This is a genomic window from Pseudomonas sp. H3_E04 (assembly GCF_054668915.1).
In genome coordinates, this window is sequence record NZ_CP162797.1 from 690,181 (window position 1) to 707,688 (window position 17,508).

The 17,508-nt window shown below is 61.3% G+C and carries 13 protein-coding genes; 8 read left to right on the forward strand and 5 right to left on the reverse strand.

From position 1 onward, the window contains the following. Nucleotides 1-27: 27 nt before the first annotated feature. Nucleotides 28-1,500, forward strand: a complete 1,473-nt coding sequence (locus AB4N53_RS03185; protein ID WP_460118080.1) for an ATP-binding protein — start codon at nt 28-30, stop codon at nt 1,498-1,500. Here AB4N53_RS03185 and AB4N53_RS03190 read toward each other — a convergent pair. After that, complete coding sequence (locus AB4N53_RS03190) at nt 1,465-4,386, reverse strand: ATP-binding protein (protein ID WP_460118083.1); 2,922 nt, start codon at nt 4,384-4,386, stop codon at nt 1,465-1,467. The genes AB4N53_RS03185 and AB4N53_RS03190 overlap by 36 nt on opposite strands. Before the next feature lie 134 nt (nt 4,387-4,520). Then, complete coding sequence (locus tag AB4N53_RS03195) at nt 4,521-4,952, reverse strand: helix-turn-helix domain-containing protein (RefSeq protein ID WP_125926667.1); 432 nt, start codon at nt 4,950-4,952, stop codon at nt 4,521-4,523. Between the two features lie 236 nt (nt 4,953-5,188). Here AB4N53_RS03195 and AB4N53_RS03200 point away from each other — a divergent pair, with 236 nt between their 5' ends. The 6 genes from AB4N53_RS03200 (at nt 5,189) to ycaC (ending at nt 12,652) form a co-directional block, all read left to right on the forward strand. After that, nucleotides 5,189-6,172: an MBL fold metallo-hydrolase gene (locus tag AB4N53_RS03200; RefSeq protein ID WP_460118086.1), complete on the forward strand. Its 984-nt coding sequence runs from the start codon at nt 5,189-5,191 to the stop codon at nt 6,170-6,172. Nucleotides 6,173-6,226: 54 nt separating this feature from the next. Then, the gene (locus AB4N53_RS03205; RefSeq protein ID WP_039762138.1) at nt 6,227-7,150 is read left to right on the forward strand and encodes a LysR family transcriptional regulator; all 924 of its coding nucleotides are present in this window, start codon (nt 6,227-6,229) and stop codon (nt 7,148-7,150) included. A 1,880-nt stretch (nt 7,151-9,030) separates the two neighbouring features. Beyond that, the gene (locus AB4N53_RS03210; protein WP_024012430.1) at nt 9,031-9,444 is read left to right on the forward strand and encodes a DoxX family protein; all 414 of its coding nucleotides are present in this window, start codon (nt 9,031-9,033) and stop codon (nt 9,442-9,444) included. Beyond that, complete coding sequence (locus AB4N53_RS03215; RefSeq protein WP_460118088.1) at nt 9,437-10,081, forward strand: antibiotic biosynthesis monooxygenase; 645 nt, start codon at nt 9,437-9,439, stop codon at nt 10,079-10,081. Before AB4N53_RS03210 ends, AB4N53_RS03215 begins: the two co-directional genes overlap by 8 nt. A 40-nt stretch (nt 10,082-10,121) precedes the next feature. Then, nucleotides 10,122-11,960 carry an amidohydrolase gene (locus AB4N53_RS03220; protein ID WP_042609477.1) on the forward strand — a complete coding sequence of 613 codons (1,839 nt, stop codon included), beginning with the start codon at nt 10,122-10,124 and terminating at the stop codon, nt 11,958-11,960. A gap of 68 nt (nt 11,961-12,028) precedes the next feature. After that, nucleotides 12,029-12,652, forward strand: coding sequence for an isochorismate family cysteine hydrolase YcaC (gene ycaC / locus AB4N53_RS03225; RefSeq protein WP_016774080.1), 624 nt, complete (start codon nt 12,029-12,031; stop codon nt 12,650-12,652). An 88-nt stretch (nt 12,653-12,740) separates the two neighbouring features. Here the strand turns inward: ycaC and AB4N53_RS03230 are convergent, their stop codons facing one another. Both AB4N53_RS03230 and AB4N53_RS03235 read right to left on the reverse strand, forming a co-directional pair. Beyond that, nucleotides 12,741-14,168, reverse strand: a complete 1,428-nt coding sequence (locus tag AB4N53_RS03230) for a mechanosensitive ion channel domain-containing protein (protein WP_460118090.1) — start codon at nt 14,166-14,168, stop codon at nt 12,741-12,743. A gap of 108 nt (nt 14,169-14,276) precedes the next feature. Beyond that, a complete protein-coding gene (locus AB4N53_RS03235; RefSeq protein WP_460118092.1) occupies nt 14,277-15,299 on the reverse strand; it encodes an alpha/beta hydrolase in 1,023 nt (340 codons plus the stop codon). A gap of 160 nt (nt 15,300-15,459) precedes the next feature. On the opposite strand from AB4N53_RS03235, the gene AB4N53_RS03240 reads away from it, so the two are divergent. After that, the gene (locus tag AB4N53_RS03240; protein WP_460118094.1) at nt 15,460-16,359 is read left to right on the forward strand and encodes a LysR family transcriptional regulator; all 900 of its coding nucleotides are present in this window, start codon (nt 15,460-15,462) and stop codon (nt 16,357-16,359) included. Nucleotides 16,360-16,897: 538 nt separating this feature from the next. Here AB4N53_RS03240 and AB4N53_RS03245 read toward each other — a convergent pair. Beyond that, the gene (locus AB4N53_RS03245; protein WP_460118096.1) at nt 16,898-17,461 is read right to left on the reverse strand and encodes a hypothetical protein; all 564 of its coding nucleotides are present in this window, start codon (nt 17,459-17,461) and stop codon (nt 16,898-16,900) included. Nucleotides 17,462-17,508: the final 47 nt, after the last annotated feature.

The window sequence follows — 17,508 nt, forward strand, 5'->3', positions numbered from 1 at the left end:
TCACGCGAGAGTGCCAAGATGTTTGGCATGGATAATCACAACGACACAAGCCTCGGTTCGGTGCTGCGTTTTGGCCCGTACGCTTTCCATGTGCGCCAACGCTTGGTTCTCGAAGGAGAACAGCCGCTGCGCATGGGCGGGCGCGCCATGGACATTCTGCAGGTGCTGCTTGAACACGCGGGGACGGTGGTCAGCAAAGAGCAGTTGATTGCTCGTGTATGGCCGACATCGATCGTTGAAGAGATCAACCTGCGGGTGCACATCGCGGCGTTGCGCCGCGCACTGGGTGACGGCATTAACGGGCAGCGTTTCATCATTCACGTGGCGCAGTGCGGCTACAGCTTTGTCGCTCCGGTGGAGAAGGGGACAAGAGATGCGCTGACCGTGCCCGCTGCCGCGCTCACGCGACTGCACAATCTTCCGGCACGACTGACGCCAGTCAGTGGGCGCGATGCCTTGGTCGGTAGTCTGGTTCGACAAATGCCGGCGTGCCGCTTGATGACGATTACCGGTGCGCCGGGTGTTGGCAAAACCACGGTGGCACTGCGTGTAGCGGAATTGTTGCTGCAATACTTTCGCGATGGCGCCTGGTGGTTCGACCTTGCCAGCCTCGAAGATGACCGGCCCTTGCTCGACCACCTGTTGCACACCCTGAACACAGACTTTTTCACCCTGATCGGCCGCCACGCCTTGCTGATACTGGACAACTGCGACCACCAGCGCGACAGCTGCGCGGCTCTGGTTGAAACCCTGTTGCATGCTGCGCCTCGCCTGTCGATTCTGGTCACCGGCCGCGAAGCCCTGCAATTAGTGCAGGAGACCGTTCATTACGTGCCGCTGTTGGCGATTCCCAAGCGCTCGACATTGAATTCCGTCGAAGAAGCCATGAGCTATCCGGCGGTGCAGTTGTTCGTCAATCGCGCGCGGTCAAGGCAGCATGGCTTCAGTTTACGTGAACAGGATTTGTCGGGCGTGCGCGAGATCTGCCGTCAACTGGACGGTCTGCCGCTGGCGATCGAACTCGCCGCGGCGCAGATCGACGCGCTGGGTTTGATCGGTCTACAGGCCCAGGTTGAAAACGGTCTGCAGTTGCTCGGTCAAGGCCGGCGCACTGCTGAACCGCGCCATCAGTCGATGGCCGCTGCCATCGATTGGAGCTTTCAGTACCTGACGCAAACGCAGCAGCGTGTGCTGCTGCGTCTGTCGGTGTTCGGCAGCGGGTTTACCCTGGAAGCTGCAGTGAGTGTGGTCAGCTGCGCGGATCTGGCCGGCTCCAGGTTGACCTCAATCATCGAAGACCTGGCGCGCAAATCGTTGCTGATTCAGCAACCCATCCAGGCCAAGGTTCGCTATTGGATGCTCAACACCGTGCGCCGCTATGCGCGTGATCGGCTTGAGCGCAGCGACGAGTGGCTTGAACTGGAACGGCGTCATGCGCGCTATCTCAGCCGCACGCGCAATACGTCAGGCCGGGCACTGGTCGCGCAGGTTGTCGAGTAGCTGGCGCACGTTGCGCAAGTCTGGAGTGGCGTAGCCTTCGGTGAAGCGCTGGTAGATTGGCGTGAGCAGATCCAGTGCTTCGCGGTGGCGCAATTGGCGGTGCCACAGTTCAGCGAGATCCGTGGCGCTACGCAGTTCCCAGGCCAGCGCGCCTTGGCTTCTGGCAATGGTCAGCGCTTGTTGCAGGGTTTGTTCGGCTTGGGTTTCAGCGGTGTCCGAGAGGGCCGCTTCGCGAGCAGGCTCGCTCCCACAGGAATCAGCGCACAACTCGGAATTTGCGCCCGACACCGACCCCTTGTGGGAGCGAGCCTGCTCGCGAAGCGGCTTATGTGAATTCTTCAACAACGCCGCTGCCCGTGCCCGCAATATTTCCGCCGTACTCCAACCCGCGTCCCCACTGCGTGCTCGCTCCACCAGTGCCTCATCGACAAAGCGTTCATCCAGCGTAACCATCACTTCCCGGATCAAACCGCTGCTCTGCGCTGATACGGGCGCGGCATTGTCTGGATCGATCACCTGCGCATACTGCCGCCCCCAGTTATTGAACAGCAGCACCGAATGCTTCTGCGATTGTTCCAGCAGCAACTGCAGCAGGGCTCGGGCGTTGTCGCGATCACCGTTGTAATGGGCGATCAGACAACTGGCCAGCGCCAGGGTGTAGCAGATCGAGGTTCCGTGGTTGATCTGCACGGCAATGTCCAGCGCTTGCCGTGCCGCCCGCCAAGCCTGCTCAGGCAAGCCCTGCAACCACAGCACCCGGGCCAGTACCGTCAGCGAAGCGACGCTCTGGTCGTACTGCACGCCAAAACCATGGGTGAAACGATTGAGATGGCCGCTGTGGGCCATGCGTTGCAGCACCTGTTCGGCATGTACGCGGGCCTGCGGCTGGTCGCCGGCATAATGCAGGGCGAGCACGCGCAAGCGATGCGTGCTCAGCGACAGCAATGGCTCGCCGTGCACACCGATGCGGTCGAATTGCTCACTCTGCGCGAGCGCCATGCGGTAATGCCCGCAGCTCAGGTTGACCGCCATGTGCCCCGATATCGCACGCAGTTGCCCGGCCAGATCGCCGTGTTCTTCGGCTAATCGGCAGGCGTCGACGAAGGCCTGGATGGTTTTTGGCGTGCCGCCCCAGGTGTGATAGCTGGCGCTGCCGAGCGCCAGTTTCAAGGCGATTTGCAGGCGAGGGCAGGGCTGCGGGAGCGAGCCTGCTCGCGAAGGCTCCAGCAGACTCAGCGCCCGGCGCACATAGCGGCTGTAATCGCGCAGCAACGACAGCTCTTGCCATAACGGTGCCGACGCGGCTGTCAGTTGCACGCCCAGTTCATCCGGTCCCGGACCGTTGAGGCTCCAGTCCAGCGCCGCGCGTAAATCTTCCAGGCCCCGGGCATAACGCTCCATCCACAATACAGTCGGAGTATTGTCCCAATCCGCCTGCGCCTGCTGCATCAGTGTCAGGCAGCGCTCGGCGTGGCGTTGGCGGGTTGCGCTGAGCTCTTCGGCCTGTTCGAGTTTTTCCAGCGCGTAGTGGCGCGTCGTGTCGAGGAGGCGATAGAAAACATCTTCGTCGCCCACTTCGACGCTAAGCAGGGATTTGGCCACCAATTGTGTGACGGCGGTGAACGCCGCGCCGGGATCGATCTGCTGGCCGATGACCACTGCCGCCGCCGAGGCGAGGGTGAAGCTGCCGCGGAAAATGCCCAGACGGCGCAGACAGGTTTGCTCGCAGCCGTTGAGCAGGTTGAAACTCCAGTCCATCGTCGCGCGCAGGGTCAGGTGACGCTCGGCACTGCTGTGTTGTCCAGCGGACAGCGGCGGCAAACCTTCGCGCAACTGCTTGAGCAGTCCATCCATACCCAATTCGCCGACCTGTGCGGCGGCCAGTTCCAGTGCCAGCGGAATGCCGTCCAGGCGCTGGCAGATCTCGATCGCTTGCGGCAGTTCGGCGTGGCTCAGTTGAAAGTTTTCCCGGGCAGCCGTGGCGCGTTCGACAAACAATTGCAACGCAGCAAAGCCCAGCGCCTGGGCCGGTTCCATCGGCGTAGACATGGACGGGCATTCAAGTGATTCCAGACGCTGCACAAACTCACCTTCAGCACGCAGGCTCTCGCGACTGGTCGCGAGGATATGCACCTTGGGTGCGCCGCGCAGAATCTGCTCGCTGAGCGCCGCGATCGCATCAATCAGGTGCTCGCAGTTGTCGATCACCAGCAGCATTTGCCGTTCACGCAGGCCATCGACCACACCAGCCTGCGCATCGCCTTCAGGCGCGGACAGATCGAGCAGCGTCGCCAGGTGCGAGCCGAGCAGCGCGGGGTCGACGATGGGTGCCAGATCGACCAGGCGGATGCCGTCGCGATACTGGCCGATCAGTTGTTCGGCGACGCGCAGGGCGACGGTGGTCTTGCCGATGCCGCCGGGGCCGACCAGGGTAATGCAGCGCCGGCGCGGCAGTTGCGTAATCAAGTGATCGACCAGCGGCTGGCGGCCGATCATTCGCGTGCGACGCAGCGGCAGGTTGTGTCTGGCGACGGGCATTGCCGGTTTTTGTTCGATGCTGTCGAGCACGATCGGTGCGACAAAACTGTAGCCTCGCTGCGCCACGGTGACGATGTAGCGCTGACCGTTCTGTCCGTCGCCCAGCGCTTTGCGCAGCGCCGCCATGTGCACGCGCAAGTTGATGTCTTCAACCACACTGTCTGGCCAGACCCCGGCCATCAATTGCTGTTTGCTCACCACTTCACCGGCGTGTGCCAGCAAAATCAGGAGGATGTCCATCGCCCGCCGTCCCAGGCGCAAAGGCTGTTGGCCTTCAAGTAGCAGTCGTTGCCCGGGATGAATCCGATAGGGGCCAAACGCAATGGCCTGATTCGGGGGAAAACTCAACAGCGCGCTCCTGCGGTGATGCGACGGACAGGGCGAACCAGTGCCTGGCGCATGCGCAGGCCTTCTGATCCGGGGTGTCCGGGCATAATCCTCAGGTTTTGGCATCAGTGCAACGGGTGGCGTAACGGCAGCAGTCAAAACACCGCAGGTTGCGCTGCGTTGTTTTTCGGTTTGCCCATGACTCGACAGCGCCAGGCAAAGGGATTGATGCCCTCGCTGCGGGTGAACATATGGCAGAAGTGCGCCTGATCGCAGAAGCCGCATTCCAGGCTGATCTGCGTCAGGCTCAGGTCGGTGTGCTGGATCAGCAGCTTGGCTCGAGCCAGGCGCTGGGCGCGGATCCAGTCCTGTGGCGACAGGCCGGTACTGCACTTGAATGCGCGGGAGAAATGACTGCGTGACAGTGAACAGGCCCGGGCCAGTTCAGCCACTTCGAGACTTTCGCCCAAGCGATCGAGAATCAACTGTTTGATCTGGCGTTCGCGCTGAGGACTGAGTCCGCCAGTCGTGTTTTTACGCGGTTCGCAGGCAGGGGCGAGGGCGACGGTTTGCTGTAGATAAGCCATGGCCAAGGTCCGTGTCGGTGGGGAATACACGGTCGGCGCATTCCCTCAGGTCAAAAAAGCAACGCTGCGCAGAGGACTTCATTGTTGGGCGAGGGCGTGAGGCTGACGAGTTAATCGTTGTTAATTTCCTTGCTGAGGCTGGAACTCAGCACATCCTTGCAAGTCAGCGCCCGGCGCTTTGCGCGACGATGTCGACAAAGCGCGGCCGCCGTTGGCCAGGTTCAAAGGGGAATGCAATGAAAGGCTTGGTGAAAGCAGCAACGACCCTGGCGGTCATGCTGGCAATGTCCGGCGCGATGGCGCAGGCACCGCAGGTGGGCACTCAGGCGCCGGGTTATTTCCGCTTGGCGGTGGGCGATTACGAAGTCACTGCGTTGTTCGACGGTTACAACGATTTGTCGCCGAAGCTGTTGCAGGGCATGAGCCAGAGCCAGATTCGCGCGCTGCTCGCACGCCGTTCGATTGAAAGCCCGGGCGTGCAGACGGCGTTCAATGCCTTTCTGGTCAACACCGGCACACAATTGATTCTGGTCGACACCGGCGCAGGGCAGTGCATCGGCGCCACCGCAGGCCAACTCTCGGCCAACATGCAGGCCGCCGGTTACAAGCCTGAGCAGGTCGACACAATTTTGCTGACCCACCTGCACCTCGATCACGTCTGTGGTCTGGTCGATGCAGAGAAGAAGCCGCTGTTCACCAATGCCACCGTCTATGCGGCCAAGGCAGAGGCAGATTACTGGCTTGATCCGGCAGCGCTGGCCAGGGCCCCGGCGGGAGCCGAAGAGTTCTTCAAAATTGCCCGGGATTCCACTGCCCCCTATGTTGCCTCTGGCCGCTTCAAGACGTTTGCCGCCGGGCAATCACCGCTGCCCGGGCTGGTCGAAGCAACTCTTGAAGCCGGGCATACGCCGGGCAGCACCACGTACCGCTTCAGCTCGCAGCAACAGAGCATCGTGTTTATGGGCGATCTGGTGCACAACCTCGCGGTGCAGTTTTTGCACCCGGAAGTCTCGATCAGTTTCGACGTCAACAGTCAGCAAGCGATCGCCAGTCGGCAGGCAGTGTTCAGTGCTGCGGCAGCGAGCAAGACCTGGGTAACGGCAGCGCATCTGCCGTTTCCGGGCATCGGTCACATCGCCGCCGAGGGCAAACATTTCCAGTGGGTGCCGGTGGAGTACGGCCCTTACAAACGCGCGGCGAAAGTGCCGTTGATCGAGTAAAGTGCCCAGCGCCTGTGGCAAAAAGCGTCTGACACCGATAAGGAAACCACGCCCATGAACCGTAACGATCTGCGCCGCGTCGACATGAACCTGCTGGTGATTTTCGAAGCGCTGATGTTCGAAAAGAACCTGACCCGCGTTGCCGAAAAACTGTTCATGGGCCAGCCGGCGGTCAGCGCTGCACTGGGGCGTTTGCGCGATCTGTTCGACGATCCGTTGCTGCTGCGCAACGGTCGCGGCATGGAGCCGACGGCGCGCGCGCTGGCGATCCTCAAGGAACTGCAACCGGCGATGGATGTGATTTCCGGTGCGGTCAGCCGTGCCAAGGAATTCGAACCGGCGAGCAGTTGCGACGTGTTTCGCATCGGTCTGTCGGACGACGCCGAGTTCGGTCTGTTTCCGCCGCTGTTGCGCCAGCTTCAGCAGGAGGCGCCGGGAATTGTCGTGGTGGTGCGCCGCGCCAACTACCTGTTGATGCCGGCGTTGTTGGCTTCGGGGGAGATCTCCGTGGGCGTCAGCTACACTACCGATCTGCCGGCCAATGCCAAACGCAAGAAACTCCGTGATATTCCCTGCAAAGTGCTGCGCGGCGACGACCGTCCGGGGCCTCTGACCCTCGATGAATATTGCGAGCGTCCGCATGCGATGGTGTCGTTCTCCGGCGACCTGAGCGGCAATATCGACCTGGATCTGGCCAAGATCGGCCGCTGCCGCCGGGTGGTTCTCGGCGTGCCGCAGTTCAGCGGTTTGCGTGCCTTGCTCGCTGGCACCGAGATGATCGCCACCGTTCCGGATTATGCCGCCTGTGCCCTTGTTGAAGGCTGCGCCCTGCGTGCCGAAGATCCGCCGTTCCCGATCGATGCCGCGCAATTGTCGATGGCCTGGAGCGGAGTGCACGACAACGACCCGGCAGAAAAGTGGCTACGCTCGCGGATCAGCCAGTTCATGGCGGCACCGCTGGATATTCCAGCGCTTTAACCGATTTCGATCACACAAGCAGTTCTCCTGTGGGAGCGAGCCTGCTCGCGAAAGCCGTATGCCAGTCAACGTCGTTGTAACCGACCTGATACCTTCGTGAGCAAGCCCACTCCCACACGGTTTTGTGGCGGTCTGCAAATTGAGTACATGCCGCCAATCCCTGTGGGAGCGGGCTTGCTCGCGAAAGCGGTGTGCCAGTCAACGTGGATGTGACTGACCCGCCGCCTTCGTGAGCAAGCCCACTCCCACAATGTTTCGCGGCGGTCCGCAAATTGAGTGCATGCCGCCAATCCCTGTGGGAGCGAGCCTGCTCGCGAAAGCGGTGTGCCAGTCAACGTGGATGTGACTGACCCGCCGCCTTCGTGAGCAAGCCCACTCCCACAATGTTTCGCGGCGGTCCGCAAATTGAGTACATGCCGCCAATCCCTGTGGGAGCGAGCCTGCTCGCGAAAGCGGTGTGCCATTCAACGTGGATGTGACTGATCTGACGCCTTCGTGAGCAAACCCACTCCCACAATGTTTCGCGGCGGTCCGCAAATTGAGTGCATGCCGCTGATCCCGGTGGGAGCGAGCCTGCTCGCGAAAGCGGTGTGCCAGTCAACGTAGATGCAACCGACCTGACGCCTTCGTGAGCAAGCCCACTCCCACATGGTTTTGTGGCTGACTGCAAATTGAGTACATGCCGCCAATCCCTGTGGGAGCGGGCTTGCTCGCGAAAGCGGTGTGCCAGTCAATGTGGATGTGACTGACCCAACGCCTTCGCGAGCAGGCTCGCTCCCACACTGTTTAGGTGGCGGTCTGCAAATTGATCGCATGCCGCTGATCCCTGTGGGAGCGGGCTTGCTCGCGAAAGCGGTGTGCCAGTCAGCGTGGATGTGACTGATCTGATGCCTTCGTGAGCAAGCCCACTCCCACAATGTTTTGTGGTGTTCCGCAAATTGAGTGCATGCCGCTGATCCCTGTGGGAGCGAGCCTGCTCGCGAAAGCGGTGTGCCAGTCAACGTAGATGCAACCGACCCGCCGCCTTCGTGAGCAAACCCACTCCCACAATGTTTTGTGATGGTCCGCAAATTGAGTGCATGCCGCCAATCCCTGTGGGAGCGAGCCTGCTCGCGAAAGCGGTGTGCCAGTCAACGTGGATGTGACTGATCTGACGCCTTCGTGAGCAAGCCCACTCCCACAATGTTTTTGTGGCGGTCTGCAAATTGATCGCATGCCGCCAATCCCTGTGGGAGCGGGCTTGCTCGCGAAAGCGGTGTGCCAGTCAACGTAGATGCAACTGACCTGACGCCTTCGTGAGCAAGCCCACTCCCACAATGTTTCGCGGCGGTCCGCAAATTGAGTGCATGCCGCCAATCCCTGTGGGAGCGAGCCTGCTCGCGAAAGCGGTGTGCCAGTCAACGTGGATGTGACTGACCCGACGCCTTCGCGAGCAAGCCCACTCCCACAATGTTTTGTGGTGTTCCGCAAATTGAGTACATGCCGCCAATCGCTGTGGGAGCGGGCTTGCTCGCGAAAGCGGTGTGCCAGTCAACGTGGATGTGACTGACCCGACGCCTTCGTGAGCAAGCCCACTCCCACAATGTTTTGTGGTGTACCGCAAATTGAGTGCATGCCGCCAATCCCTGTGGGAGCGGGCTTGCTCGTGAAAGCGGTGTGCCAGTCAATGTGGATGAGACTGATCTGACGCCTTCGTGAGCAAGCCCACTCCCACATGGTTTTGTGGCGTTCCGCAAATTGAGTGCACGACGCCACTCCCACATGTTTTGTGGCTGACTGCAGACCGTCGGTGCTCTGAAAAGCAACTAAGCACACCCATCCAATTTCTTCCGCCCCGGCCTTGGCATGATTCCCGTCAATGACATTCAAAGGGTCGGGTCATGATTGCTACGAGGGATGAACAGGCGCGCGACATCGGGTTGCTGTTCCTGCGGGTCAGCGGCGGGTTGTTTCTGTTGTGGGTGCACGGCTTGCCCAAGTTGCTCGACTTCACGGCGCAACTGCAACTGATCGAAGACCCGTTTCATCTCGGTGCCCACCTGACCTTGATCCTGGCGATTTTCGCCGAAGTCCTCTGCCCGTTACTGATCGTCGCCGGTGTACTGGCGCGATTGGCCTGCCTGCCTATTCTCTTTGTACTGCTCGTGGCGTTGCTGGTCGTGCATCCGCAATGGAGTGTGGCTGAAGGGCAGTTTGGCTGGTTGCTGTTGATTCTTTTCACCACTGTCTTGATCGCCGGGCCCGGACGGCTGGCGATTCCTGTTCGTTTGCCCGGAGTGCTGCGTTATGCCTGAAGTCCTCAATTCACAAGTACCGGGGGCCGATGAGACCGTCACGTTGATCATCAAACACTCGGTCAAGGCCGGTTTCGAGTCGGCGTATGAAGCATGGCTGCGCAACATCGTACGCGTCGCCGGTCAGCGCGAAGGGCATTTGGGTGTGGACGTGGTGCGCGGCAAGCGCGGGCGTCTGGATTTTTACACTTGCGTATTGCGCTTCAGCTCCACCGAAGCGATGCAGGGCTGGCTGGAATCCTCCGAGCGTCAGGCGCTGGTGGCTGAAGCCGCACCGATGCTGGCCGACGGCGATCAGACCGAAGTCGCGCCGGTCAATGAGTTCTGGTTCACACCGCTGGCCGAAGCAGGCTCGCCGCCGCCGCGCTGGAAGCAGGCTGTCGTCACGCTGTTGGTGATTCTGCCGCATACCCTGCTGGTGCCGCTGATCTGGGGCCCGTTGCTGGCGCTGCATCCGCTTCTGTCCAACTACGTGGTCGCCACGTTCCTGATCACCCTGACCATCGTCCTCTCGGTGGTCTACGTGGTGATGCCGCCGGTCACCCGTTTGTTCACCCCGTGGCTGGAAGCCAGCCAGGCCCATGAACACCTCGATTCCCATGAACACCTCGATTCCCAAGAAACCTCGCCGCGTTGAGCGGGGTTTGCTTCTTTTCACTTTTGCTTGAGGAACTGCGATGAGCGCCGATCTGATTTTATTCAATGGCCAATTTCATACCGTAGACCGGGAAAAACCACTGGCCAGTGCGGTGGCGATCAAGGACGGGCGCTTCGTCGCCGTTGGTAACGATGCCGAGGCCATGGCCCTCAAAGGCAGCGCCACACAAGTGGTCGACATGAAGGGCCGCTGCGTCATCCCTGGCCTCAACGACTCGCACCTGCACCTGATTCGTGGCGGCTTGAACTACAACCTCGAACTGCGTTGGGAAGGCGTGCCGTCGCTCGCCGACGCGCTGCGCATGCTCAAGGATCAGGCCGATCGCACACCGACCCCGCAATGGGTGCGTGTAGTCGGTGGCTGGAACGAATTCCAGTTCGCCGAAAAACGCATGCCGACCCTGGAAGAAATCAACCAGGCCGCGCCGGATACTCCGGTGTTCATCCTGCACCTCTACGACCGTGCGCTGCTCAACCGCGCCGCTCTGCGCGTGGCCGGTTACACCCGCGACACACCGAACCCGCCGGGCGGCGAGATCGTGCGCGACAGCAACGGTAACCCGACCGGCATGCTGGTCGCGCGGCCGAACGCGATGATTCTCTACTCGACCCTGGCCAAGGGGCCGAAGCTGCCGCTGGAATATCAGGTCAACTCTACTCGCCAGTTCATGCGCGAACTCAATCGCCTGGGCCTCACCAGTGCAATCGACGCCGGCGGTGGTTTCCAGAACTATCCGGACGATTACCAGGTAATCGAGCAACTGGCCAAAGACGACCAGTTGACCGTGCGCATCGCCTACAACCTGTTCACCCAGAAGCCGAAAGAAGAGCTGACCGATTTCCAGAACTGGACCGGTAGCGTCAAGCTGCATCAAGGCGACGATTATCTGCGCCACAACGGCGCCGGCGAAATGCTGGTGTTCTCCGCTGCCGACTTCGAAGACTTCCTCGAACCGCGCCCGGACCTGCCGCAGACCATGGAACAGGAGCTGGAACCGGTGGTGCGGCACCTGGTCGAGCAGCGCTGGCCGTTCCGTCTGCACGCCACGTACAACGAATCGATCAGCCGCATGCTCGACGTGTTCGAGAAGGTCAACCGCGACATTCCGTTCAACGGTCTGCCGTGGTTCTTCGACCACGCTGAAACCATCACCCCGCAAAACATCGAACGTGTGAAAGCGCTCGGCGGCGGCATCGCAATTCAGGATCGCATGGCGTTCCAGGGCGAATACTTCGTCGATCGCTACGGCAAACAAGCCGCCGAGGCCACGCCACCGATCAAGCGCATGCTCGCCGAAGGCGTGCCGGTCGGCGCCGGCACCGACGCCACGCGCGTATCGAGCTACAACCCGTGGACCTCGCTGTACTGGATGGTCAGCGGTCGCACCGTTGGCGGTCTGGCCCTGTACGAAGAAGGTCTGCCACGCAGCACCGCGCTGGAACTGTTCACCCACGGCAGCGCCTGGTTTTCCTCGGAGCAGGGCAAGAAGGGCCAGATCCGCGTCGGCCAACTGGCAGACCTCGCGGCACTGAGCGCGGACTTCTTCAGCGTTGAGGAAGAAGCGATCAAGTGGATCGAGTCGGTCATGACCGTGGTCGGCGGCAAGATCGTCTACGCCGCCGGGGACTTCGAAGACCTCGGCCCGCGTTCGATTCCGGTGCTGCCGGACTGGTCGCCAGTGGTCAAGGTCCCGGGCCACTGGCGCCCGAACTCGCCACTGCAGGCGCAGGTTCACCAGTGCAGCGGGCCGTGCGCCGTGCACACCCACAGCCATGAAAAGGCGCGGATGTCGAATGCGCCGGTCAGCGATTTCGCCGGTTTCTGGGGCGCGTTCGGCTGTTCCTGCTTCGCGTTCTGAGTTTGAAAAAAGCGCTGGTCATCAGGGCCGGCGCTTCCCGCAACAACCATCCATCCAGGAGTTTTGCCATGAGCGTTCCTTACAAGCGTCTGAACAAAGATGATGCCGTCGTCCTGCTGGTCGATCACCAGACCGGTCTGATCTCGCTGGTGCAGGATTTCTCGCCGAACGAGTTCAAGAACAACGTGCTGGCACTGGGCGACATCGCCAAGTTCTTCAAACTGCCGACCATTCTGACCACCAGCTTCGACGCAGGTCCCAACGGCCCGATCGTGCCTGAGCTGCTCGAGCAATTCCCGGACGCGCCGTTCATTCAGCGTCCAGGCCAGATCAACGCCTGGGACAACGAAGACTTCGTCAAAGCGATCAAGGCCACCGGCCGCAAGCAACTGATCATCGCCGGTGTAGTGACCGACGTTTGCGTAGCTTTCCCGACCCTGTCGGCGATTGCTGAAGGCTTCGAAGTGTTCGTCGTCACCGACTCGTCGGGTACCTTCAACACCACCGTGCAACAAGCGGCGTGGGCGCGCATGTCCGCCGCCGGTGCACACCTGATGAACTGGTTCGCTGTGGCCTGCGAGCTGCAAGGCGACTGGCGCAACGACATGGAAGGTCTGGCGCATCTGCTGTCCGAGCGTCTGCCTAACTATCGTAACCTGATCAACAGCTACACCAAGTTCACCGCCAAGTAAGAAAATCGAAAGATCGCAGCCTTCGGCAGCTCCTGCATGGGAACGCATTTTCGCTGTAGGAGCCGCCGAAGGCTGCGATCTTTTGCTGTTAGCGTTTTTGCAACCAACCCAGGAAACCACCTTTTTTCACCGCCACCGGTTTGGCCATCAACGCGAGGCGACTGTTCTGCTGACGCACCGCCTGCAACTTGTTCAAGGCCCGGCCGACTTCGCTGCGCTTGTCCATGCACTCACGGGTCAACTGTTTGTCGAGGCGATAGATGATGCTCGACGTCAGCGCCGTGAACGTCGCTTGCGACGGTGTATCGGCAAGAATGCTCTGCTCACCCATGACTTCGCTCGGCCCCATGCGCCCGGCCTCGGTCTGGCCATTGCCGTCCGGCACCGTCGCGCTGACCACGCCCGTGGCAATCACGAACAGACTGTCCGGCACCTCGTCCAGATCGAGCACCACCTGACCCGCGGTGTATTGCTGCGCGACCATCGACTCAGCCAGGCGATCTCGTTCTTCACTGCTCAGCGAGCGGAAAATCTTCACCTCATCCAGCAATGCACGAGCACGGCTCGACGGTTCGATCACGCCGTCGGGATGCCGCGAAATACCCGCCGCTTCGAGATGGCGGTGGGCGAGGTCGAACAGTTGATTGCGCACTTCGCTCTTCTTGCCCAGCTCGGCGATGAAACCGCTGGCAACGTATTCCGACATGCTTTCGCCGGCCTCTTTGAGCACGGCTTTCGGCGCCGGGCTGAGCAACAGCGAGCTGCTGCCTTGCAAGGTGCGGTCAAGGGCATCGAGTACCCGACGCGGACGAATGTGGTTGGGCACCTGGATGCTGATCGACACGCCGTGCATGTTGCTCGGCCGGCTGAGGTTGACGATCTTCGCCTTGGCCGCCACCGAGTTCGGCACCACCGCCATGGTGCCGGCGCTGGTCAGCAAGTGCGTGGCGCGCCAGTCGATATCGAAGACCTTGCCTTCGACGCCGTCGATCATCACCAGATCGTCCACCTGATACGGCTTGGTGGTGTTGAGGACGATGCCGGAAAACACGTCGGCGAGGGTGCTTTGCAGCGCCAGACCGACCACGATGGCGACCACCCCGGAGGTGGCCAGCAGACCTTTGACCGGCAGCTCCAGCACGTAGCCGGCCGCCGCGACAATCGCGACCAGAAACACCAGCGCACCGATGACGTCTTGCAGCAAGCGACCGCTGTGACCGATGCGGCGCATCAGCGCCAGGCCGATCACTTCGGTCAGCACCCGTGCCGCGTACAGCCACCAAAGAATCCCCAACGCCGTCGCACCCAGTTGCGCCACGCGATCATCGGCGAACAGCGGCGCCTGCAACGGGCTGACACCGGCATTGATCACCAGCGCGCTGAATGCCAGAAACAACGCCAGACGTACGCCGACTCGCGGCGCGCGATGGCTGAAGGGCGAGAAATGCCAGAGCGCGGCGTCGAGCAGCAACAGCACAGCGCTCCAGGACAGCAGGTGGGCGTAGAAAAGAGTCATGACCGGTACTCCGCGACGCTGATGAGAAAAAAGATCGCAGCCTGCGGCGGCTCCTACAGGGAATCGTATTCCAGGGTAGGAGCTGCCGCAGGCTGCGATCTTTTGCTTTTATGGATTCAGATGAGTCTTCAGCTCGGCCGCCGCCTGACGCACCGCTGCTTTGACTTCCGGAATCTGGCTCAGGGGATTGAGCAGGCCGAAGTCATGAATCATCCCGTTGTAACGCACCGAGGTCACCGGCACGCCGGCCGCATCCAAGTGCCGGGCATAACCTTCGCCTTCGTCACGCAGCACGTCGAACTCGGCGGTCTGCACCAGCGCAGCGGGCAGGCCCTTGAGCTGTTCGGCGTTGGCGTTGAGCGGCGAGGCATGGATCTGCGCACGCTCGGCCGGGTTGGTGGTGTAGTTGTCCCAGAACCACTGCATCATGCCTTTGGTGAGGAAGTGGCCCTCGGCAAATTGCTCGTACGAACCGTCGTCGAACTGCGCATTGGTCACCGGCCACATCAACAGCTGGAAGCGCAGGGCCGGGGCTTTCTGCTCCTTGGCCATCAACGCCACGACCGCCGCCATGTTGCCTCCGACGCTGTTTCCGGCCACCGCCAGCCGTTTGCCATCGACACCGATGTCCTTGCCGTGCTCGGCCACCCATTTGGTTGCGGCGTAAGCCTGATTGATCGCGGTCGGGTACTGCGCTTCCGGCGACGGCGTGTAGTCGACATACACCGCAACAGCGCCAGAGCCGACCACCAGATCACGAATCAGGCGCTGATGCGTCGGGAAGTCACCCAGCACCCAGCCGCCACCGTGGAAGAACATGAACACCGGCAACTCGCCTTTGACCTTGGCCGGGCGCACCACTTTCAGGTTGATGGTCTGGCCATCGACCTTGATCGCCTTGTCGCTGACTTCCACACCGGACAGATCAACCTTCACCGAAGCCTGTGCACCGGTCAGCACTGCACGGGCGTCTTTCGGGCTCAGTTGTTCCAGAGGACGACCACCGCCAGCGGCGAGGGCATCGAGGAATGCTTGGGTATTGTGTTCGACGCCAGGGCTGCCAGCGGCGAAAGCGCTGCTGACGGACAGGGCGAGGAGCGACGCGGCGAGGGTTTTCTTGACGATGTTCATGGGTGGAAATCCTTTTGAATGATTTTGATTGTTTGCCTGAATTGCGGGCTGCTGTGGCACTGGGTTTGCGGCCTCAGCAACACCGTGAGCACAGATTAATGGGCTGCTGAAAAGCGAAAAAGCGGCTATAAAGCGTTTAACTGTCCACCAGAGAGTGACAATGAACCCGTTCGAAGACATGCGTATTTTTTGCCAGGTCATGGACTCCGGCAGCTTCACCGCCGCGGCCGATCAGTTGGGACTGTCCAAGCAGTTCGTCAGCCGCCGTTTGATGCAACTGGAAGAGCGCCTCGGTGTGCGCTTGTTGAATCGCTCGACCCGCCGCCTCGACGTCACCCCCCTGGGGCAGAGCTACTACGAATCGGCGCTGCGCTTGCTGGGTGAGGTAGAGCAGGTCGAGCAGGGCATCGCCGGCGAAACCGCTGAGCCACGCGGCACGATTCGCCTGAGCGCGCCGCTGTCGTTCGCCGTGGCGCATCTGGGTTGTCTGCTACCGCTATTCCTGCAGCGCTATCGCGAGGTCACTGTCGAGGTCGATTTGAGCGATCGCCCGGTGGACCTGCTCGGCGAAGGTTACGACCTGGCCCTGCGCATCGGCGTGCTGGAAGATTCGACACTGATCGCCCGACGTATCGCCAGCATCGAGCGGGTCTACTGCGCCAGCCCGGCGTACCTTGCCGAACGCGGCACGCCACTCAAACCTGAAGACCTGCACAGCCACGACTGCCTGCCTTACGGCCACGGGCGCTCGGTGCAATGGCGCTTCAATGAAGCGCCGGGCAAACCAGTGCTGATCAACGTCACCGGGCGCATGCGGGTGAACAACGGCGAACTGCTGCGAGACGCCGCGGTGCAGGGGATGGGGATTACCTATCTGCCGACGTTCATCGTCGGTGCGGCGTTGAAGGACGGGCGGCTGGTGCCGGTGCTGGACGACCTGCGCCCGGAGCCGCTGACCTTGTCGGCGGTTTATCCGCAGCATCGCCAGGCTTCGCGGCCGGTGCAGGCGCTGGTGGAGTTTTTGCGAGAACGGCTTAACCAGAGTCATGTGAATCTTTGATCCTTACGCTGACCAAACTGTAGGAGCGAGCCTGCTCGCGATGGCGATCATCCAGACGCTGAAGTGCTGACTGGCAGACCGCTTTCGCGAGCAGGCTCGCTCCCACAATTAATGGGGTTGTGTGCTGGTTTTGTGCACGCCGTTGATCCTGTGGGAGTGAGCAGGCTTTGCTCCCACAATTAATAGGGTTGTCTGCCGGTTTTGTGCTCGCTGTTGATTCTGTGGGAGCGAGCCTGCTCGCGATGGCGATCGTTCAGACGCTGAAGTGCTGACTGGCAGACCGCTTTCGCGAGCAGGCTCGCTCCCACAATTAATAGGGTTGTGTGCTGGTTTTGTGCACGCCGTTGATCCTGTGGGAGTGAGCAGGCTTTGCTCCCACAATTAATAGGGTTGTCTGCCGGTTTTGTGCTCGCTGTTGATTCTGTGGGAGCGAGCCTGCTCGCGATGGCGATCGTTCAGACGCTGAAGTGCTGACTGGCAGACCGCTTTCGCGAGCAGGCTCGCTCCCACAGTAGATTGTCGGTGCTTTCAAAGTCGCTTAGTTGGCGCGCTTGTCATCGGCCGGTTCGCCGCCGACATGCACGCCATGGTCATCGCCCACTTCACCGGCGCGATGGACGCCATGGTCGTCGCCTAACTCGCCAGCGCGATGGACGCCATGGTCATCCCCTGGTTCGGCATGGGTGCCGCTGCGGCCGGAAGAGGAAGACGCACTGTTGCCCGAATGGCTCGATCCATGGTCGCTGCCGCTGTGGCCACTGTTGCCGTCATTACCGCTGCCGCTGTTGCCACCACCGCCATGGCCGCCGCCACCGCTTCCTCCGCCACTGCCATTACCGCCACTTCCTCCACCATTGCCACCGTCACCACCACCACCACCTCCGCCTCCGCCGCTCCCACCGCCGCCGCCGCCGCTCCCACCGCCACCGCCGCCGCCGCTCCCACCGCCGCCACCGCCGCCGCTCCCACCACTTCCGCCGCCGCTTCCCCCATCCTTGGCATGTGCACTGGACACCCCGGACAAACTGTCCGGAATCATTACGGTAGACGCTGACAGAACGGCGCCGATGGCCATTGCAAGCACGAGCTTTTTGATCTGCATATCGTTCTCCGTGTTTATGGTTTTGTTTGGGAACGTACAGTGCGCTG